The sequence below is a fragment of the Halomonas sp. AOP5-B2-8 genome, from assembly GCF_052376475.1.
GTDB lineage: Bacteria > Pseudomonadota > Gammaproteobacteria > Pseudomonadales > Halomonadaceae > Vreelandella > Vreelandella casei.
In genome coordinates, this window is record NZ_JBQSVS010000001.1 from 1,014,114 (window position 1) to 1,033,828 (window position 19,715).

Genomic DNA, 19,715 nt, shown 5'->3' on the forward strand with positions numbered 1-19,715 from the left:
CTACCACCGGCTCAGGCGTCAAATGCCTGGGCCGGCATCATTGCCTCTACAAACATCACCAGCTCTTCTAGAATTTGCCTTTCACGATCGCTGAGCGTTTGCTGATTGTATTGGGCAATTTCGCGCGCAAATGCCTTAAGCGTAAAGCCGGCTAAACTTGGGTCGTTGATGCGCATCCAGCGAAACGCCTCCCACTGCTCTCGCTCGTCGCCTTCCAGGGTGTCTGGGTAGCTGCGGGCACGAAAGCGAAACAGCATCTCTTCCAGGCGCGCATCTTGAAACGCAAAGCGCTCGCCCACTAGATCCCAGGGCTCCATGGTGCGCGCACGCTCCATCTGCTGACGGTCTGCGGCGGAGAAAAAGCTGCCCGAATAAAGCATTAGATCAGGATCCTGCGAGCCGTCGTCGTAGCCTGCACTAAACACCTCTGCGACTTTTTCTGCTATGCCGCTGGCATCGCGCAGCGTTTTCCAGTGCTGCCGACAGGCTGCAACATCGAGCCCTAAACGCGTGACGATGCTGCCGTACTCGCCCTGCTGCGGCCCCTCAACGTCTTTCAAAGCACTGGCGGGGAAAACCACCGGGCAGCGATTGATATGAATTACTTTCAAGGGAATCCGTGCTTCGCCTTCGGTCAAATCCTGCTGACTAACAAACACGCGGTCACGAATCTGTTGTGCTGACATGCTGAGCAAATCATCAGGATCAACGCTTAAGTCGTAGACAATCACGCCGTTTGGATTGGAGGGGTGCTCGGCTAGCGGCATCACCAATGCGCTACATCCGCGGCTTGCAGGGTAGCGGCGCGAGATGTGCAGCAGCGGCTTGGCGTTAGCTAAGTCGAGCTGGTGAGCAACTGCACGCTTACCGCGCAGACCGAGTAGATAATCAAATAGCTTTGCATTACGTGCCCTAAGTAAGCGGGCCAGCGCAATCGTCGCCCGCACGTCGGCCACCGCGTCATGGGCGCCCTCATGGGCAATACCGTTGGCCGCGGTTAAGTGTTCAAGCTTAAAACTAGGCGCGCCGTCTTCGCGCAGCGGCCACTCGATACCGGCCGGGCGCAGTGCATAAAAAGCGCGCACAATATCGATTAAATCCCAGCGGGAATTGCCGTTTTGCCACTCGCGCGAATAGGGATCAAGCAGGTTGCGATAAAACAGATGACGCGAAATCTCATCGTCAAACCGCAGGCTGTTGTAACCCACCACGCAGGTACCAGGCTCGCTCATATGGCGCTGAATTTGGCCTGCAAACTCTGCCTCAGGGAGGCCATGACGCTGGGCTTTTTGGGGGGTAATGCCGGTGATCAAACAGGCAGTGGGATGGGGCAAATAGTCATCGGCTGGTTTGCAGTAAAGCTCTATCGGCTCACCGATTTCATTTAACTCGGAATCCGTACGCAGCGCCGCGAATTGAGCAGGACGGTCGCGTCGCGGGTCAGCCCCGAAGGTTTCATAGTCATGCCAGAGAAAACTGGCAGGGGCAGCATTGGGTGGCGCCATGAATAAACACTCCGCTGGGCAATGAAAAGCCCAAGCCTAGCACACCCGCCACCCCTTTCGCCGCGTCTTCAGCGCTTTGACTCAGCGCTTGACCTCAACCCTTAGGCAGAGTGACGTTCAGCTCCAGCACGGAACAGTTATCTTCACTGTCCAGCGAAATCTGAATCGCATCGTCGTCTACCTTAACGTAACGACGAATCACCTCTAGCAGCTCGCGCTCAAGCAGCGGCATATAATCCGGCTGACCGCGCTGACCACGCTGATGCGCGACAATGATTTGCAAACGCTCTTTTGCCACCGAAGCGGATTTCCTGCGCTCACGCTTCAAAAATTCCAGTAATTTCATCGACGACCTCCCCCGAACATGCGGCTCAGTAGACTTTTGCGCTGCACCTCATGAAAGCGCAGCGGTATGTCTTCACCGAGCAAGCGCGACACCGTATCGCTGTATGCTTGGCCTGCATCGCTAGAGATATCGTGCGTAACGGGTACGCCCTGGTTAGATGCGCGTAGCACGGCTTCTGACTCAGGAATTAAGCCTAGCAAATTAATTGCTAGAATTTCGCGAATATCGTCCAGTGTCAGCATGTCACCAGAGGTGACTCGTTCAGGGTTGTAACGCGTCACCAACAGGTGCTCTTTAATAGGGTCTTCACCCTGCTCTGCGCGGCGCGTTTTAGAGGCCAGCAGCCCTAAAATACGGTCTGAGTCGCGCACTGACGAGACTTCAGGGTTGGTCACTACAACCGCTTCATCGGCAAAATACATAGCCAGCTGCGCGCCGCGCTCAATACCCGCGGGGGAATCACACAGAATGAAATCGAAATCTTCTTTCAGCTTCTCCAGGATTTCGGCAACGCCTTCCTGGGTTAACGCATCTTTGTCGCGGGTTTGTGAGGCCGGCAAAATAAACAAATTTTCAACGCGCTTATCGCGAATCAACGCTTGATTCAGCCCTGCTTCGCCTTGAATGACGTTGACTAAGTCGTACACCACGCGACGCTCGCAGCCCATGATGAGGTCCAGATTACGCAGACCCACATCGAAATCGATGACGACGGTTTTTTTACCACGCAGCGCAAGCCCTGTGGCTATTGCTGCTGCACTGGTGGTTTTACCAACCCCTCCTTTACCAGAGGTCACTACAATTATTTTGGCCAAAGGTCACTTCCTTCTTGAAGTCATTTGTCGTGAGCGCGAGTGATCAAGCGCTCTACGCATAACGGGAACGTCAATGTTATCAACTTGCCACACTGTAACGGATAGTGTCTTCGGCGTCGCTAGGCGTAAAGCGCCTGCCAGCGGTCGCACCACATTAACCGAGTGGCTTAATTTCAAGCTGTTCTTTTGTAAAGTGAACTTCTGCTGGCCGCCCCAGCAGCTGTGAATCAATATCTTCCATGCGCTTGTAATTACCCGCCACGGATAACAGCTCCGCCTCAAGTTCACGGCAGTAAATACCCGCCTGAATATTGCCGTGAATACCCGCTAAAGCACGACCACGCAGCGCGCCATACACATGAATACTGCCGGCGGCTAGTACCTCCGCCCCGGCATTGACGGCGCCAATCACAACCAGATCTCCCTCAGAGGCACTGACCTGCTGCCCCGAACGGACGGTGCCACGGAAAAGACGTGTACCAAGTGCAGGCGCATCTGACTGCTCATTTTGTCTTGTCGCGTCTTCAGCGGTTACTTCATGCACTGGCGTTCTATCAACACTTTCAAGCGCGCGTGCACGGCCTTCTTCAACCGGAGGAAACCAGCCCAGTCCAAGTGCCCATGCCGACTGGCGCACCGGCTCGGTTCCTCCACGCACGGCCACAGGCAAAAGTTTGTGATCCCGACACACAGCACAAATACGCTCAAGGGCTAAGTGGGGTTCATTCAGCTTTTCCACGCTGAGCACAACCGGTGTATGCTGAAAGAATGCGGGGGCCTGCGATAGCTTGCCGGCCAGCTGCAAACGGATACGTTCCGGGTCGGCGCTGCTTAGCTCCATGACGGTCATCGGCAGCATGCCACCTTTGAAGGTAAAGGCCACTGCGGCACTATCCAAGTTAAGGCTCATGGCCGAACTCCATGTCATGTTTAGATTAGATAAAGGTAGCGCACTATTCACGCATTGTGATGTAGAAAATAGTCGCTTACCAGATCATAGTAAGACCAAGCTAAGCGACAGCGCCGGTGACTGCAACCGCCTTGTCGTAGAAGACTGCTTTTTTTTAGCGCTATACACCTCATACAGCAGGATGATCCATGCACGGACTGTTAAGACGCCTGTTCGCCCCTCGGTGGCAGCACCCGGACCCTGAGGTCCGCCGCCAGGCCCTCCAGCGACTCGACCCACAGCATAACGAACAGCGCCAAGCGCTGCAGTCGCTCGCTCAAGATAGCGATAGTCACATTCAGCTTGCCGCGCTGCTCGCTCTTGATGACTGTGCGGGCCTCGTCAAAGCGTATCCACAACACCTGCAAGAAAACGCCTGGTTTAATGCCGTCTGCCAACGGGTAAGTGGACGTGAGGGCCATACCGATCTGCAGCAGCGCCAAACACTTATTGAGCAGATCGACGAGCCGCGAGCGCTGAGCGCCGTTGCCTTGCAAGGCGATAATCTCAGTCTGCGCATGAGCGCGCTGGATAAGCTCACTGATGACAATGACTTGATCCATCAGGCGTGTCATAACGGCGTGGCGGCCGTTCGCCATCAGGCCGCCGAGCGCATTGAAGACGAAGAAGGGCTGAAGCGGTTACTGAAAGAAGCCCGCCGTGATCGCCAGGTGGTTCGCTTAGCGCGTGATCGTCTTAACCGCCTACGCAGCGACGCTCAGTGGCAGGAAGCCGAAGAGCAGCAGCGAGAAAAGCTGCTTAATCAGCTTGAGCAGCATGCCCGTGCGCCCTGGGAGCCTCTTTACGGCGGCCGCCTCCGCCACCTCCATCGCCAGTGGGAACAGCTTACTCAGCCCGCCAGCGTTGAGCAGGACCAACGTTTCCACCACGCCCTGCTCAACGGCCGCAAGACGTTGCACGACCACGAAACCCAAGAGCAGGCGCGTCAGCAAAGTGCAGAGCAGCGCGACGAAGCCGAAAATACCCGCGAGCAGCTGCTTGAAGGTATCGAAGAGACCCTTGACGGCCTGCGTCATGCCAGCGCCATAACTGCCCAAGATATCGACAGCCTGCGCGCCCAGCGCCAGCTTTTAGGCCAGCGCTGGCAAACGCTGTCCGACATGCATCCGCCTAGCGACACCCTCCGCCAACGCCATGCAAGGGCCATTCAGCACTACGACCAGTGCTTAGAAACATGGCAACGCTGGAGCGCTACCAGCCCTGCTATCGAAATTGCCCTGGGCAATGGCGATCACTCGGATTTGGCAACGCTGGTTGCTCAGTGCCAGTGGCCCGAAAGCTTTTCGTCGCCAAGCTTACTGAGCCGCGCCCAGGCGGCTCTCAGCGCGGAAAATGCCGCCCCGGCACAGCCGACCACTGAAGATACGGCCACAGTAGAGACCCATGCGGCGGAGCTGGATACATTTGAGCAGTTGCTAGAACGCGGTGCCTTTAAGAGCGCTAGCCGGCTTCACCAGCGGCTTAAACCCAACATAGAAGCACTAGAAAGCATCGCTGCCCAGCCTCTCAAAGTACGTTTAAAGCATCTTGCCGCCCGACTTGCAGAGCTTCGCGATTGGCGTGGCTTTGTCGCCGGGCCAAAACGAGAGCAGCTGTGCGCCAGCATTGAAGCACTGGCCAGCGATCTGCACATGGACGAAGAAGCGCTCGACCGTCATCATCGCCAGCTGGTCAAAGAGTGGAAATCCCTGGGTGACGCGGCGGCTAATCGAGAGCAGTCCGCTCGTTTTCGCACCGCTTCAGACAGCATTCATGAACGCCTGGCCCCTTGGCGGGATCAATTGAGCGAAGAGCGTGCGGCCAACCTGAAAGCTCGCGAGACCCTTTGCGATCAGCTTGAAAGCCTACTGGAACAGCCCGCAGAAGATGCTGACCCCGATATACTTCGACAGATTCGCGATAAAGCACGCCATCAATGGCGCCATTACAGTCCCATCCCGCGAGAAGGCTCTGAGGCCGTAGGGCGTCGCTTTGGCGTCATTCGTCATCGCCTGCAAACGCTGATAGACCAGCGCGCTGAGACCATCGCATCACAAAAATTGGCGCTGATTAGCCAAGTCGTAGCGCTGCGCAGCGACGATAGCCAGCCGCTGGCACAGCGTATCCATCTGACGAAACAGCTTCAGCGCCAGTGGCGTGCACTAGGCCGTGCGCCTAAGGGTGAAGAGCAAGCGCTTTGGAAAAACTTTCGTCACGAGTGCGATCAGCTCTTTGCCCAGCGCGATGCGCATAAAAACGAGCAGGCCGCGCGTCAGCAAAAACAGCTGGATGATATGCAGACGCTAATTGACCAAATGGAGAGCTGGCAGCCCATTAACGTCAGCGAGGCGACCAGCCTCGACAACTTCCTCAAGCAGGCCAGCCAGCTAGAACCGCTGCCACATAATCGACGTAGCGAAGGCATGCAGCGCCGCATGAGCGGCATAGTCCGCGCGCGACGAGAGCGCTTGAACCGTCTTGCGATCGCCGATACGGTCCAGCAGTGGCACGCCATCATGCCGTTAGTGAATGCTCACTTAGCTGCCGACGAGCACTATCTAGGCGAGGCCATTGCCGACGATGTTGATGCTCAAACGATACTCAGCGCTGCGCTTCCCGCAGAGTTCATCGCCGCTCATCACGCACGCAATGAACAGCGCCTCAGCGTTAAGGCACCGCTCTCAGATGCGGAACTCAGCAAAATAGCTGACTCTCTCGCTCGCTTGAGAGTGCACCTTTCAATGCTGGCACTGGGCAGCGTGCGCCAAAGCGATGAGCCTTTACGCCTTGCCATTCAGGTAGAGCGCCTGAATGAAGGCTTTAATCAAGAACGTAGCCGTGACCAGAATGTCACTGACATTTTAGCTGCACTATTGGCGCTAGGGCCGATGCCTGCCGCGCTATGGGCCGCTGAAGTGGAAGAGTTTGATAATCTACTGAGCCGGCTAGCAAGAGTGCCGCTGCCTTAGCGAAAGCGTGGCTTAACGCCATCAATAAAACAATAACGGGAGGCTGAAAAGCCTCCCGTTTGCGTGTTCACATAACCAAGCACACATGCCGTTATCAGCTAATAGCGAGCCACTAGCCCATAAACTGACCGCCATTGATATCGATGTTAGCGCCCGTAATAAATCCTGACTCCTTATCGGCTAAGAAAGTGACCAGACGGCCAATCTCTTCCGGCGTACCATAGCGCTTCACTGGAATCGTTTCCCTGATGGCTTCACGCACTTTTTCTGGAATATTCATAATCATATCGGTGGCGATGTAGCCAGGCGATACGGTATTAACGGTAATACCCTTGGTCGCTGTTTCCTGCGCCAATGACATGGTTAAACCGTGCATCCCAGCTTTGGCGGCCGCGTAGTTGACCTGGCCAAACTGCCCCTTGCGGCCATTAATGGATGAAATATTAATAACCCGTCCATAGCCATGCTCAAGCATCATCTCAATGACGCTGCGGCACGTATTAAAAACGCTGTTGAGGTTGGTATCGAGCACTTCGTACCACTGCTCATAAGACATTTTTTTCATGGTGCCATCACGCGTAATGCCCGCACAGTTCACGAGCACACTGATGGGTCCGTACTTGTCATGAATTTCGCGGGCACCTTCCAGGCAGGCATTGTGATCGGACAGGTCGACGCCGGATAGTTCGATATTGCTGTAGCCGTCAGCCTGCTGCGTTTCTAGCCAGGTTTTGGCCTTATCGGGGTTGCGGTAACCCGCGACGACCAGATAACCCGCCTCTGCCAACGAACGGCAAATCGCCGTACCGATACCACCAGTTCCACCAGTTACCCAGGCGACGGGGGCTTGATTGGCCATTGACTACCTCCCTGATATGACAAATGACTTGAACCTAACAGCACAGCATTACGCCTGCGCCTGTACTACTCTAGTCCGCCCGCTGGTCAAGCAATACACCAGCGTAAGCTTTTTATTGTGACTATTTGAAGCATCGCGATACGCCCTTAATGTTGCAGTAGTACGCCGCGAACCGCTATAAGCCGAACGTGTTAATACGCCTGTTGACTTCACGCAAAAAGCCTGTAGAATACGCCACAAGTTGATGCGGGGTGGAGCAGTATGGTAGCTCGTCGGGCTCATAACCCGAAGGTCATCGGTTCAAATCCGGTCCCCGCTACCAAATATAGAAGAAGCCAATACCTTATGGGTGTTGGTTTTTTTGCTTTCTGGGTTCCAGAAAACTCCCTATCTATGCTGAATGACATCCCTGTCGACGATCAGTCTTTGGCAGCTAAGCTTAATTCACTCAAGCATGCACTACTCCAACATAGATTCTAAGCGCAGCGCCTGCTCGCCCGTCAACTGCGTGACGCACTGCATCTCAGAAAGATTGGCGATGGTGGGGTCTTGAACCGAAATGAATTCACACATGCCATCGCGAAAAGACAGCCAAGTGCGGTGCGCATCGAGTAACTGTGTGCGCAGAAGCTCAGTGGATTGCTCGGCCTGCATTGCGCTATAGGCCTCACTCAACCTAGCATCCCAAGACTGCAGCACATCCTCGTAGCATTCGGTCATCGCCTCTGCCGTATCGCCATCGCTACGATTAGCCATGCACTCATGCGCCGGCTGACCAATACAATCGACCTTCTCTCCAAAGGTGTCAGTCGCCGCCAAACACTCTTCGATACTCTGACGATACGGCTGCTCATCCTGAGCATAAGACGTACTTGTGCATAAAGCCCAAGCAACAATGCCGACAAGGCACAGGCGTAGCCTAAGTAGCTTCACTAACATCATCAGTATTCCTTCCATGACGGCGTATCTTTACTTGTAACGCATCTAAGATACGAACACCGTATCAGCTTTCCCATTGTTATAGCATGATTAAGCGCTTCTATATTCCTTGCCAGCCAATGTCACGGTTGAATATTCCCCGCAGCGCCTGCATATCATGGGTAGCTTTCTTCTTTTTTAAGGTTGAGTCTAGCCATGCAAATTATTGACCCCCGCTCGGGTAAGCCGCTTACTGCCGATCCTGACAATACCGCAACGACGACCGCGAACGCTGAGCGAGCAAACGTACGTCCCGAAGATGTCATTATTGAGCTGAATGCAGGCAATATTCAGCAGATTCTGGAAGCATCAAAGCAGGTTCCGGTGCTAATGGGCTGCTACTCGCCTGCCAACGAGGCATGCAGGACGCTACTCGCGGTGCTGGAAAAGCTAGCGGTTGAATACGCAGGCGCCTTCCTACTTGCCAAGCTCGACATTGATACCAATCCAGAAATTGCTGGTCAACTAGGCGTGAGCTCTGTGCCTGATGTAAAGCTAATCAGTCAGGGTGGTTTAGTGGATGGCTTCCAAAGTGCGCTGCCTGAAAAAGAAGTGCGTGAGTGGTTAAACCGCTACTTCCCCGCTTCCGGCGAAGCCCCGCCCAGCCCAGAAGATCTGGCGGAAGAAGCCCTAAAAGCAGGCGATACCGCTGGCGCGCGCGATATTTATCAAACGCTCATTGGCCAATATCCTGAACACTATGCCTATCAAATAGCGTTTGCGCGCGTGCTGGTCGCCGAAAATCGCTATGACGAAGCGCGAGACGTGCTGAATAATTTACCGCCGGAAGAACGCGATGCCGCGCCTGCGCGTGGAGTACGTGCCAGCATCGAGTTTAGCGAGCAGGCACTCTCGGCTGACGAGATCGCCGCGCTTGCTGATCGCACCGATAGCGAGGCGCAGTATCAGCGGGCTCTGCGCCAAATCGCGGATGGCCACTATGATGAAGGTCTACAGGCGCTGCTTGCGCTGATGAAGCAAGACCGCGCCTACAACGATGACGCAGCGCGTAAAACGCTCCTTCAGGCGTTCGATGCGCTAGGCGCGGACCATCCACTGACCGTTGCCTACCGCCGCAAACTCTTTGCAATGCTCTATTAAGCAACTTTTCACATCTTCTTACGCATGGCGCGCATATCTGACAACGCTGCTTGAGGAATCATGAACAAACAAGACAAGCCATTACGCATAGATATCGTGTCGGATGTCGTTTGCCCCTGGTGCATCATCGGCTACCGACAACTGGCCGAGGCGTTAAAAGCAACCGACACAGCGCATGAGATTCATTGGCACTCATTTGAGCTGAACCCTGACATGCCGCCTGAGGGCCAAAACCTGCGCGACCATATTGCTGAGAAATATGGTACCAGTGCCCAGGAGTCCGAAGAGAGTCGGCGCAAGATGACAGCGCTTGGTGCAGATGTCGGGTTCGAGTTCCGCTTCAGTGACGATACGCGTACGTACAACACCTTCAACATACACCAGCTTCTGCATTGGGCCGGCCAGCAAGAGCGTATGCACGATCTTAAACTGGCTCTTTTTACTGCTCACTTCACCCATCAGCGCCATCTTTCTGACAACCATGTGCTGGCAGAAATAGCCGCAGAGATTGGCCTGGATCGCTCCGAAGCTCTAGCGATTCTTGAGAGTCAACGCTTTGCTGAAGAAGTGCGCGATGCGCAGCGAGTTTCGCGGGAACAAGGCATTCAAGGCGTGCCAGCCGTTATTTTCAATCGCCGTCATCTTGTGACGGGCGCACAGGGAATAGCAAACTACACCCATATTCTGGAGCAGTTGGAGGAGATGCAGGATTGAAGTGGCATGCAAGCTCTGTTGCCAGATATAGCTGCAGCGCTCGTTCCAACGAACCTTGCTACTTGCAGAATGCTTTTAGCAACTGGCATAAAATTGTTATAGCATGGGCGATTGCCCATTATCATAGGATGTATCGTTTCGTGAAAAAAACTATCTCCGCACTCGTGCTCCTAGGCCTCTTCGTCAGCCATGCTGCTAGCGCCCAAACACAAGAGTGCTCAGCCGAAGCGCTGATGACTGCCAATCAGGAAGTTCAAATTCAGATGGCGCAGTTTGCCGAGCAAAGAATGTCCTCGGACGCTCAAAACAGCGATGCAATGGCTGAAATGGAAAGCATTCTTCAGAATGCAGGTGTGAATAATACGATTGCTAAGCACGCAGACGAACTGGAAATGATGGAGCCTGGTTCTAACCACCAGCCTTCCCAGGCGCTGTGTGATGATATGTATGCCATGAACGATCGCCTGAGTGCAGAGCTGAAGCAGCGCCAGTAGCACGCCCTCTCGGAAGAGGGGTCGCGGCGTTTAGTCCGCGCCCCTCCCTGTACTTAGCGATGCCTTAATCTCCGTATCTAACGCCTTTGTTTTTCAACATGGCGTCCATACGCGACAACGCCACTTCCAGCAGAGAAGCAGTGGTGCCAAAGTTAAGCCGCACAAAGCCGGGGCAACCAAAGGCTGCTCCGTCCGAGAGCGCCACGCCCACCTCGCTCAGCAGTGTTTGATATGGCGCCTCACCCAGCCCCGCCTCGCGCATATCTAGCCATGCCAAATAGGTGGCCTCAGACGCATGCCAATTAACGCCCGGCCAAGTCGCCACGCGCGCTTGCAGGGTGTCGCGATTCTCGCGTAATACATTTAACAGTGCCTGTCGCCACGCCTCTCCTTCACGATAAGCGGCCTCCGCCGCAACCAAGCCCAGCACATTACCGTCAGGAAGCAGCCCTTTTGCTGCGGCGGCAAATCGCTTGCGCAGCGTAGCATCGGGAATCACCGCGCAGGCGCTGGTTAAACCGGCTAAATTAAAGGTTTTAGACGGTGCCCACAGCGTAATGGTGCGCTTCGCTAGTCCAGGAAACGCCGCGGCCAACGGGCGATGCTGCGCCCCCTCGCTTAATAGCAGGTCACAGTGCAGCTCGTCTGACACTACCCAAAGGTCGTGGCGCTCCACCAGCGTAGCCAGCGCTGCCAGCTCTTCATGTCGCCATACACGGCCGGTCGGGTTATGAGGCTGACACCACAGTAACAAGCGTGTTCTAGGCGTAATTGCCGCCTCTAGAGCAGCGATATCGAGCTGCCAAGGCTCGCCCGGCGCGGTAGGTTGCGCCAGCATGGCCTGCTGAGGCAGCCGCCCCGTTCGCTCAGCCACCGCTAAGAAAGGTGGGTAGATCGGTGCGACGGTCAATACGCCGTCGCCAGGTTCAGTCAGGGCCAACGCTGCTAGGTGCAATGCCGGCACCACCCCAGGCAACCACTGCTGCCACTCGGGTTGAATGCGCCAGTCATAGTGTTGAGCACTCCACTGACACAGCGTTTCTGTTAACGTAGCCGGCACTTCGCCATAGCCATAAACACCGTGGGCCACTCTCGCCTGTAGCGCATCAATGACCGCTGGCGGCGAGCAAAAGTCCATATCGGCAACCCACAGAGGTAAGATATTGTCACCGTAACGGTGCCATTTCTGTGATACCCAGCCACCTTCTGGATGGCGGCGTTCAATAGGCGTGGCAAAATCATAGGCCATAAAAAATCTCACTCATTCAATAGGAGTTGTGCTGAGCATGCCGCAAGATGACTTTTATACCAAGATGCGCGCTGGGCTTCCCGCTCTTTTGCGCCAGTGGCGTGCACTAGGCCAGGCGGATGCTGACCGCTTGGCGCTGATTCTCGCCGAGACGGCACGGGTGGCCAAGCTGGGTGAGCCTGAAAGTACGCCGAGCGGCTCAACGCTCGATGCATGGAGCACGGCCAGCGCGGATGACATTCCCCTCTGGGCACCCCGTACGGCGGTATTTCTGCTCAATCAAATGCCCGCTCGCCCGACACCGAATAGCGATGCTGAAGCCTGTGCCTGGGCCTACTGCTGGCTGCGGAACCGATCGTTTGACTCACTACAGGCCGCTCATGAGGCGCTCCCCACGCATTTAAAAGCACCGCTAGACAATGCGCTAGAGGCCGCGTGGCGCGACCAGCAAGGGCTGCGCTTAGTCTAAATGACGATGCTTATGCATCAATATCTTTAAAATAAAATACTTAAAATCAAAATAGCGATACCATAACCGTAAGGGCAACGCCGCATGTTAGAAATTCCGCTCACTTGGCAGCTAGCGAAACTCAGCCTCTCAATCAGCATGGTATTAGGCCTGGGTGCGATTGCGATGCGTACGAGCCCTCGTACGGCCGGGCTACTCGCCGGCTACCCGCTAGGAACGTCCTTGACGCTGTTTTTTATTGGTTTAGAAATTTCTCCAACATTTGCAACCCAAAGCGCGATACATACACTGGCGGGCTTTACCGCGACAATAGCGTTAGGCGCTGGTTACTTAGTGGCAGGCGGACGACAGCCCGGCATTAAAGGCATGGCGAGCGGCGTGGCCGGTGGCTTTATAGCATGGTTCACTGCCAGCAGCCTACTCACTCAGTTTGACTTCACCCGGCTCAGCGGTACGCTAGTAACACTGTGCGCTATTGGCGTGTTTAGTACGCTGTTCCGCGCGATCCCTGATGTAAAAAGTCCCGCTAGCCGTGCATTTTCACTATCAGCGCTGGCCGCACGCGCCTGCCTTGCAACCATCATCGTGTTTACAATCACGCGGCTAGCGCATTGGCTCCCGCCCGCCTGGGCAGGCACCCTGGCTGCTTTTCCTGTCACTATGCTGCCCTTTCTGCTGATCCTTCACTTGAACCATGGCATGGCACCGGTAGCCACTGTCATTAAGCATTTCCCGATGGGACTAGGCTCACTGCTAAGTTACACGCTATGCGTTTCCTACACTTATAGTTCGCTAGGGCTTTTGTGGGGCACATTGGCTGGGTTCGCAGCGGCGACGCTATGGCTGCTGGGATGGATGCAATTGACCGCTTGGTATCAGCGCCGCACCACTTGACCAAGAGCTTGGTTGGGATAATCCTAAATGAGCTGCGTTGCTAACAATGAGGATACGCCATGTTTACCCGCACTATTGAGCCCGCGTTTTATGACACCGACGCGCTAGGGCATATTAATAACACGCGGCTACCCGCGTGGTTTGAACTCGCCCGCAATGACTTGTTTAAGCTCTTCACACCCGATTTAAACCCTAAGCAGTGGCGTTTGATCATGGCGCGCATGGAAGTCGACTATCGAGCTGAACTGTTTTACGGTCACGATATCGAAATACGCACTTACTTAACCCGACTAGGCAATAGCTCGTTTACAGTGACCCAGGAGGCACGCCAGCACGGCAAGCTCACCAATCTTGGTCACGCCGTTATGGTGCAATATGACCATCAGGCCAAATGCGCTGTACCGATCAAGGACGGCCTGCGCGAAGCGCTAACGGCGCATGTACAGGATGCGCCTGAACCTGCCTGATTGACGTCGCCCCAGGCAGCTGGGGCAACAGGAGCCCGTACAATGGCAATCCGTTACACTCTCTGGCTAGACCCTGACAACGTTGCCCAGCATCGCGCTGTCGCGGCTGACCTTGAGCATTATTTTATGGAACGCTTCGCCGACTATCCGCATATCCGCTTGTTCGGTGCCGACCCCTACGATTATGATGCCCCCTTCAACCGCCTTTATGACGTGTTAATGGCACGAGCCGCTGAATACTGTGAGCGGACGTGGTGCTATGTCGCGTCACCCGAACAGCTCAACCGCTGCTTTTTCCGTGCTGTTGGCCGCTCAAATAAATTTGTGAGAGACCAGCCCAATGGTGATACGCACCAATCAGGTTCCTGACGAGCGTCAGCTCGCCATTATTGCCCAACAACTTGGCCGCGCACCGCGTGGTATCGAAGCCGTTGCCGCCACTGACGGTGAAGGTACGCCACTAGTTCTGCGTATGGCTCCCATTGTTGATGGCAAACCCTTTCCAACGCTGTACTGGCTTTGCTCAGACGTGCTTAAAGTCGAGATTTCACGCATTGAGGCCGTTGGCGTTATCAAAGCGCTGGAGCAACGTCTTCAGGAAGAGCCCGAGTTTCTTGAGGCTTACCAGCAGAGTCACCGCGATTACGTCACCGCTCGCTGGGACTATATGAGCGCCGCTCAGCGTGATGAAGTCGCACAGCTCGGCTATACCGACGTGCTGACCGAGCGCGGCATTGGTGGCATTAGCAATTGGCAACAGATTCGCTGCCTGCATACTCAGTACGCCCACCATCTATGTGGTGACAATGTGATCGGTCAATGGATGGATCAGCAGCATCAGATCGACCGCCACCTGCCCTAGCAATTGCTCATTTTTAGCATAAGGAATTAACTGGATGTCTAGAATTTGTGTTTATCTTGGCTCCCGTGAAGGCAACAGCCCAGGCTTTCGTCTGGCAACCAATGCGCTCGGCCGTGCACTGGCTGCACGTGGCCACACGTTGGTTTATGGCGGCGCACGCCTTGGCCTTATGGGCGAACTGGCGAATGCGGCTTTGGAGGCTGGCGGCGACGTCATTGGCGTGATGCCCGACCACTTGGTTGATCGCGAGCAGGCGCATTTTGGCTTAAGCGAACTGATCCGAGTGCGCAATATGCACGAACGCAAAGCCACCATGGCGGCGAATGCCGATGCTTTTATCGCGTTACCCGGCGGCATTGGGACATTTGAAGAGCTGTTTGAAACATGGACGTGGGGTTATCTAGGCCTGCATACCAAACCGATGGGCTTGCTGAATATTGATGAGTTCTACTCACCGCTGCTAACCTTTTTAGACAGCACCGTCGGCCATGGCTTTTTAGCCTCAGCGACTCGCGACATGTTACTGGACGCAGCGACGCCCAATGAATTACTTGATGCGCTAGAAGAGCAGCTTTAATGCGGAAGGAACAGAACGTGGCTAGCGGCCCACATGCTCGGTGAGATGGCGGGTATGCTGATAGGTAAGCTGCAGTAAGCGGGCATCTTCACCAGCACGATGGCGGTGAATGCCGCGCTCGGAGATCAGCGTTTCTTTGGTATCGCTCCACAGCGCCTGCTGGTCTTCGCTAAGCAGAATCCTTAATGCCTCAAGACGAAAACGCGGCAGCATTCCTGCGTGGTGAAAGAGTAATGAGAGCCAGGTATTGTCGTAGCCCCAGCTGTCGCTGTAGGCCTTTCCCAATTCGCCCATCTCATCGTTCAGCCATTGCGCGACTTGACGAACCGGATAGCCTTCCCGGGTAAGACGATCACGGGAGATGCCGTGCAGCAGCTCGGCCTTAGGATCCCAGTGTGTCCACTCATCAAGTGGTTGAATGAGGAAAGCGCAACAGCTTCCATCAGCACGTGCGATACCCACTTCAATGGGATAGCTGCCACGCCCAAACCCGGACGCTTCAATATCTAACACTGTGGGTAGCGTCTCGGACACAAACTTCCTCACTCAATCAAAAAGCAGTAACGGCTTCAGGCCGCGGCTGCTTCGTCTAGCGGCTGCGCAATAGCCTGTCGCTGCCAGTAAGCCGCCTGCTCACCGTCAACGGCCAATCCTAGCTCACCCAAGCGGTAGGCTTGAGCAAGGCGCTCAGCGGCTAAACAATGGCCGGCTTGAGCGGCACGCGCGTACCAAGTAACCGCGTAGTCTTCGCGACGGGGGTATTGAACACAGCCATGTTCGTGAATTTGCGCGACCTGATACTGTGACTTTAGGTCCCCTGCATGCGCGGCTTCCAGCACGTAACGCGCACCGCGCGCTTTATCTTGCGGGGTTTGGCTGCGATGAAACAACATGTGGCCATACATAGACAGCGCATCAGGATGCCCCGCGTCTGCACAGCGTTTAAATAAACGCATCGTTAAGCGCTGCGTACGCTTTGAGCGCGGCAGCAGCCAGCGATTATGAGACAACCTTTCAGCCAATCTAAATTCTAGCTGAATAAACAACATTGATGCCTGCAACATGGCAAACAAACCTGCCTATCTGTTGAAACCTTGGGCTAGCAGTCACTCAAAAATTGACGCCAACCACACAAGAAACCGGCCTTTAGCCGGTCGACGGGCTGGCAAGCATACGCCTGCCTTAGCGACGACTCAACCCCATTAATTTGCTGCTTTTGCAACGCCTCGCTAACATGCCCTACACACGCCGTGAACTATTCGAGTAATGGCTGCTTATCTTGCCGCAATTCCACCTTAGCTAGGAGATACATATGCAAACGCGCCCACTTGGCAGAACGGGTATGGAGGTCAGCAGACTCTGCTTAGGAACGATGACGTTTGGTGAGCAAAATAGCGAAGCCGAAGCTCACGAACAGCTTGATCGCGCCGTGGCGTTTGGTATTAATTTCATTGATACCGCTGAAATGTATCCCGTTCCTCCGCTGGCCAAAACTCAAGGCCTCACCGAGCAGTATGTCGGTAGCTGGCTAAAACAGCGCGGCTCAAGAGACGATGTCATTATTGCCACGAAGGCCGTTGGCCCAGGAATTGAACATATCCGCGGGGGGCCGCGTCTGACGCGCGATCATATCCATCGCGCCATCGATAGCAGCCTTGAGCGGCTAAATACGGATTATGTTGACCTCTACCAGCTCCACTGGCCCGACCGCCAAACCAACTTCTTTGGCAAATTGGGCTATATGCATAGTGATGACGAAGAAGCGACGTCACTCGAAGAGACGCTCTCAGCGCTTAAAGAATTAGTCGATGCGGGCAAGGTGCGTGCCATTGGGCTTTCTAATGAAACACCATGGGGAGTGATGCGGTCACTGCAGCTAGCTGACCAGCTTGGTCTACCGCGTGTCGCTTCGATTCAAAATCCCTATAATCTTCTCAACCGCTCCTTTGAAGTGGGCTTGGCTGAGATTGCTCATCGCGAAGATGTCGGCCTACTTGCCTATTCGCCGCTAGGGTTTGGCGTGCTCTCGGGCAAGTACCTTAACGGTGCTCAGCCATCGAAAGGTCGCTTGACACTTTATGAGCGCTTCAAACGCTATACCTCGCCAGAAGCAGAAGCCGCGACGCAGGCCTACGTGACATTGGCCCAACAGCATGATTTGGACCCGGCACAAATGGCGCTCGCGTTTGTTAACTCACGCAGCTTCTTAACCAGCAATATTATTGGTGCTACCACCATGAACCAGCTGGAAAGCAACCTTGCTAGTGAAAGTCTAAAGCTTGATGACGACGTATTAGAGGCGATCGAAAGCATCCACCGCAGAATGTCGAATCCCTGCCCATAAAAGAGTTTAAAAAATAGATGGTAAGACTGCCTCTAGGGGCAGTCTTTAAACCGCATTACCCCCTTATACACCAAGCTATCGCGTCTATAGCCTCGGCCTTCGCCAAGGCTTGGTATACTGCACTCACTAATGATGATTCCAGGAGTACGCGATGCTGAGCGTTATTTCACCGGCGAAAACGCTGGATTTTGAAACACCGTCAACGACTGACGACGTCACTCAACCCAGCTTTTTATCTCACAGCCAACCGCTTATCGATATTTTGCACGATTACTCGCCACAGCAAATCAGCGAGCTGATGGGCATCAGCGATAAGCTGGCGGGGCTGAACGCTGCGCGTTTTAAAGAATGGCAGCCACCCTTTACACTAAGCAATGCAAAACCTGCCGCTCAAGCCTTTCAAGGCGACGTCTACACCGGCCTACAAGCGGAGTTGTTCAGCGATTCAGACAATCGCTATGCGCAGTCACACTTACGTATACTTTCCGGCTTATATGGCCTGCTACGGCCCTTGGATTTAATTCAAGCCTACCGCCTGGAAATGGGCACTAAGCTAGCCAATAGAGCAGGTAGTGATCTTTACGCCTACTGGCAGCCTATTTTGACACCGGCTCTCGACGAAGCTATCTCTGAAAGTGGCTCTAACGTACTAGTGAATCTTGCGTCTAATGAATACTTTAAAGCGGTAGATACTAAAAAACTCAACGCGAGAATCATTACACCGGTGTTCAAAGACGAGAAAAATGGCACGTTCAAAATCATTAGCTTTTATGCCAAAAAAGCGCGCGGCCTGATGAGCGCCTGGCTTATTAAGGAGCAAATCAACGACCCAGACCGCCTTCAAGACTTTACCGTCGCTGGCTATCGCTTCAATGCCGCTTCATCACAGGGCGATACGTTCGTTTTCACCCGTAAAGAAACGGATCGTTAGAGAATCAGGCCTAGAAGAAACGGACAGGGCGCGCGGAGCGGGGCTTTAAAAGCTGCTGGTGCGCCTCTTTAAACAGCGCCGTGTCACAACGGTGCAGCCATTCATAGGCCACCATATCGGCTGACACCGCGACTGCCCCGCTCTGACAGGCGCGTTCACGGGCAAGCACTGCTTCCTGTGGACGTCGACTAGCAGAGGCATCGCTGAGCCAGTACAGCTCGTAGCCTGCCTCTAATAGCCCTAACCCTGTTTGCAGTACGCAAATATGGGCTTCCGTTCCACACAAGACGATCTGTGTTTTCCCCGTAGCGTTCAGCGCTTGGCGAAAATCATCTTCAGCCATGGCGCCAAAATGCTGCTTTTGCCAGAGCCGATAGTGGTTGCCCAGGCAGGCGAGCAGTGACGTCGACGTGCCTCCCAGCTTGTCTGGCGATTGCTCTGTTAGCCATACGGGCACCTCAAGCAAGCATGCTATTTCGCCGAGCCAAGCCGCTTCGCTAACGGCTTCCTCACCGCCGTCAATCACAGGCAGCAGCCGCGCTTGAAAATCGACCATTAAGAGCAAACTTTTATCACGCTGTATTTGCACGTCGGCTCCTACATTTCAGTTGTTATCGTTATTAGAGCTATTTATCGCTGTTAGAACCATAGTCGACATTCCATAAACAACAAAGCAGCCGCTTTTCGGCGACTGCTTTGGCTAATGCATGCAACTAATACTCGGCCTAGTCTTCGGCAGCATCTTCAATATTTTCGCCTAGATCTTCCATGCTCTCACCGGCACTTTCCGCGCTCTCATCAATGCTTTCACCGGCTTTTTCAGCAGGCCCTTTATTATCGCAAGCGATCAGCCCACCTGCCGTAAAGGTCATCAATAGTGCGATTGCTAACTTCTTGGCTAATGACATCGTCATATGCTTCTCCTCCTGAGATTTTACGTCATAACACATTCACCATAATACTAGATGGTGCTCGTCTACAATACCATGACAAATACGCAACCTGTTGTTATAACAACCTTTAAAACATATTTATTCGAGTTTCAAAGCACCCAGCACATTAAAATTGTTAAACAATGAGCAGCATAACTGTCGTTTTTTCACGCAAAAAAAATCCCCCGGGGCGTTAGCCTCGGGGGATTTTTCATATAAGTGCCTGACGATGACCTACTCTCGCATGGGGAGACCCCACA

At 54.3% G+C, this 19,715-nt stretch carries 23 protein-coding genes and 1 tRNA gene; 13 read left to right on the forward strand and 11 right to left on the reverse strand.

Annotated features, from left to right (window positions below; genetic code table 11):
- Positions 1–11: 11 nt before the first annotated feature.
- The 4 genes from sbcB to minC form a co-directional block, all read right to left on the reverse strand.
- Positions 12–1,505 (reverse strand): exodeoxyribonuclease I, encoded by a 1,494-nt coding sequence (sbcB, locus tag ACT3RP_RS04580; protein WP_441684529.1) that lies wholly within the window; start codon positions 1,503–1,505, stop codon positions 12–14.
- 94 nt (positions 1,506–1,599) lie between these two features.
- The gene (gene minE / locus ACT3RP_RS04585; RefSeq protein WP_096276083.1) at positions 1,600–1,851 is read right to left on the reverse strand and encodes a cell division topological specificity factor MinE; all 252 of its coding nucleotides are present in this window, start codon (positions 1,849–1,851) and stop codon (positions 1,600–1,602) included.
- Positions 1,848–2,666 (reverse strand): septum site-determining protein MinD, encoded by an 819-nt coding sequence (gene minD, locus ACT3RP_RS04590; protein WP_096276085.1) that lies wholly within the window; start codon positions 2,664–2,666, stop codon positions 1,848–1,850. Before minD ends, minE begins: the two co-directional genes overlap by 4 nt.
- 154 nt (positions 2,667–2,820) lie before the next feature.
- Entirely contained in the window at positions 2,821–3,576 is a 756-nt protein-coding gene (minC, locus tag ACT3RP_RS04595; RefSeq protein ID WP_096276087.1) for a septum site-determining protein MinC, read from the reverse strand.
- 188 nt (positions 3,577–3,764) lie between these two features.
- On the opposite strand from minC, the gene ACT3RP_RS04600 reads away from it, so the two are divergent.
- Positions 3,765–6,584, forward strand: coding sequence for a DUF349 domain-containing protein (locus tag ACT3RP_RS04600; protein ID WP_483393339.1), 2,820 nt, complete (start codon positions 3,765–3,767; stop codon positions 6,582–6,584).
- 112 nt (positions 6,585–6,696) lie between these two features.
- Here the strand turns inward: ACT3RP_RS04600 and phbB are convergent, their stop codons facing one another.
- Positions 6,697–7,443: an acetoacetyl-CoA reductase gene (phbB, locus tag ACT3RP_RS04605; RefSeq protein ID WP_444624418.1), complete on the reverse strand. Its 747-nt coding sequence runs from the start codon at positions 7,441–7,443 to the stop codon at positions 6,697–6,699.
- Between the two features lie 245 nt (positions 7,444–7,688).
- Here phbB and ACT3RP_RS04610 point away from each other — a divergent pair.
- Positions 7,689–7,765 (forward strand) — tRNA-Met (locus ACT3RP_RS04610).
- 137 nt (positions 7,766–7,902) lie between these two features.
- Here the strand turns inward: ACT3RP_RS04610 and ACT3RP_RS04615 are convergent.
- Positions 7,903–8,385 (reverse strand): lysozyme inhibitor LprI family protein, encoded by a 483-nt coding sequence (locus ACT3RP_RS04615; RefSeq protein WP_483393340.1) that lies wholly within the window; start codon positions 8,383–8,385, stop codon positions 7,903–7,905.
- A gap of 192 nt (positions 8,386–8,577) precedes the next feature.
- Here ACT3RP_RS04615 and ACT3RP_RS04620 point away from each other — a divergent pair, with 192 nt between their 5' ends.
- The 3 genes from ACT3RP_RS04620 to ACT3RP_RS04630 all read left to right on the forward strand — a co-directional run bounded on the left by ACT3RP_RS04620 (position 8,578) and on the right by ACT3RP_RS04630 (position 10,730).
- Positions 8,578–9,522 carry a co-chaperone YbbN gene (locus ACT3RP_RS04620; protein WP_096276095.1) on the forward strand — a complete coding sequence of 315 codons (945 nt, stop codon included), beginning with the start codon at positions 8,578–8,580 and terminating at the stop codon, positions 9,520–9,522.
- 60 nt (positions 9,523–9,582) lie between these two features.
- A complete protein-coding gene (locus ACT3RP_RS04625; RefSeq protein WP_096276097.1) occupies positions 9,583–10,236 on the forward strand; it encodes a DsbA family oxidoreductase in 654 nt (217 codons plus the stop codon).
- 140 nt (positions 10,237–10,376) lie between these two features.
- Positions 10,377–10,730, forward strand: coding sequence for a hypothetical protein (locus tag ACT3RP_RS04630; RefSeq protein ID WP_483393341.1), 354 nt, complete (start codon positions 10,377–10,379; stop codon positions 10,728–10,730).
- A 64-nt stretch (positions 10,731–10,794) separates the two neighbouring features.
- Here ACT3RP_RS04630 and ACT3RP_RS04635 read toward each other — a convergent pair whose 3' ends face one another.
- Positions 10,795–11,979, reverse strand: a complete 1,185-nt coding sequence (locus tag ACT3RP_RS04635) for a MalY/PatB family protein (protein ID WP_483393342.1) — start codon at positions 11,977–11,979, stop codon at positions 10,795–10,797.
- Positions 11,980–12,016: 37 nt separating this feature from the next.
- Here ACT3RP_RS04635 and ACT3RP_RS04640 point away from each other — a divergent pair, with 37 nt between their 5' ends.
- From ACT3RP_RS04640 to ACT3RP_RS04665, 6 genes are all read left to right on the forward strand, one after another.
- A complete protein-coding gene (locus ACT3RP_RS04640; RefSeq protein WP_096276103.1) occupies positions 12,017–12,448 on the forward strand; it encodes a hypothetical protein in 432 nt (143 codons plus the stop codon).
- 84 nt (positions 12,449–12,532) lie between these two features.
- Complete coding sequence (locus ACT3RP_RS04645) at positions 12,533–13,342, forward strand: hypothetical protein (RefSeq protein WP_096276105.1); 810 nt, start codon at positions 12,533–12,535, stop codon at positions 13,340–13,342.
- 59 nt (positions 13,343–13,401) lie between these two features.
- Positions 13,402–13,809 (forward strand): acyl-CoA thioesterase, encoded by a 408-nt coding sequence (locus tag ACT3RP_RS04650; protein WP_096276107.1) that lies wholly within the window; start codon positions 13,402–13,404, stop codon positions 13,807–13,809.
- A 42-nt stretch (positions 13,810–13,851) separates the two neighbouring features.
- Positions 13,852–14,178: a hypothetical protein gene (locus ACT3RP_RS04655; protein ID WP_483393343.1), complete on the forward strand. Its 327-nt coding sequence runs from the start codon at positions 13,852–13,854 to the stop codon at positions 14,176–14,178.
- Complete coding sequence (locus tag ACT3RP_RS04660; protein ID WP_096276111.1) at positions 14,150–14,671, forward strand: DUF501 domain-containing protein; 522 nt, start codon at positions 14,150–14,152, stop codon at positions 14,669–14,671. Before ACT3RP_RS04655 ends, ACT3RP_RS04660 begins: the two co-directional genes overlap by 29 nt.
- A gap of 34 nt (positions 14,672–14,705) precedes the next feature.
- Positions 14,706–15,248, forward strand: coding sequence for an LOG family protein (locus ACT3RP_RS04665; RefSeq protein ID WP_096276113.1), 543 nt, complete (start codon positions 14,706–14,708; stop codon positions 15,246–15,248).
- Positions 15,249–15,269: 21 nt separating this feature from the next.
- On the opposite strand, the gene ACT3RP_RS04670 is transcribed toward ACT3RP_RS04665, so the two are convergent.
- Together ACT3RP_RS04670 and ACT3RP_RS04675 are read right to left on the reverse strand one after the other, a co-directional pair.
- Positions 15,270–15,782: a hypothetical protein gene (locus tag ACT3RP_RS04670; protein WP_441684536.1), complete on the reverse strand. Its 513-nt coding sequence runs from the start codon at positions 15,780–15,782 to the stop codon at positions 15,270–15,272.
- Between the two features lie 35 nt (positions 15,783–15,817).
- Positions 15,818–16,312: a tetratricopeptide repeat protein gene (locus ACT3RP_RS04675; RefSeq protein ID WP_441684537.1), complete on the reverse strand. Its 495-nt coding sequence runs from the start codon at positions 16,310–16,312 to the stop codon at positions 15,818–15,820.
- A gap of 248 nt (positions 16,313–16,560) precedes the next feature.
- Between ACT3RP_RS04675 and ACT3RP_RS04680 the strand changes: the two genes are divergently transcribed.
- Both ACT3RP_RS04680 and yaaA read left to right on the forward strand, forming a co-directional pair.
- On the forward strand, positions 16,561–17,592 hold the full coding sequence (locus ACT3RP_RS04680; RefSeq protein ID WP_444624411.1) for an NADP(H)-dependent aldo-keto reductase: 1,032 nt from the start codon (positions 16,561–16,563) through the stop codon (positions 17,590–17,592).
- Positions 17,593–17,743: 151 nt separating this feature from the next.
- Entirely contained in the window at positions 17,744–18,523 is a 780-nt protein-coding gene (gene yaaA / locus ACT3RP_RS04685) for a peroxide stress protein YaaA (protein ID WP_483393344.1), read from the forward strand.
- Between the two features lie 10 nt (positions 18,524–18,533).
- Here yaaA and ACT3RP_RS04690 read toward each other — a convergent pair whose 3' ends face one another.
- On the reverse strand, positions 18,534–19,112 hold the full coding sequence (locus ACT3RP_RS04690; RefSeq protein ID WP_483393345.1) for an isochorismatase family protein: 579 nt from the start codon (positions 19,110–19,112) through the stop codon (positions 18,534–18,536).
- Between the two features lie 136 nt (positions 19,113–19,248).
- Positions 19,249–19,437: a hypothetical protein gene (locus ACT3RP_RS04695; RefSeq protein ID WP_096276126.1), complete on the reverse strand. Its 189-nt coding sequence runs from the start codon at positions 19,435–19,437 to the stop codon at positions 19,249–19,251.
- Positions 19,438–19,715 lie beyond the last annotated feature (278 nt).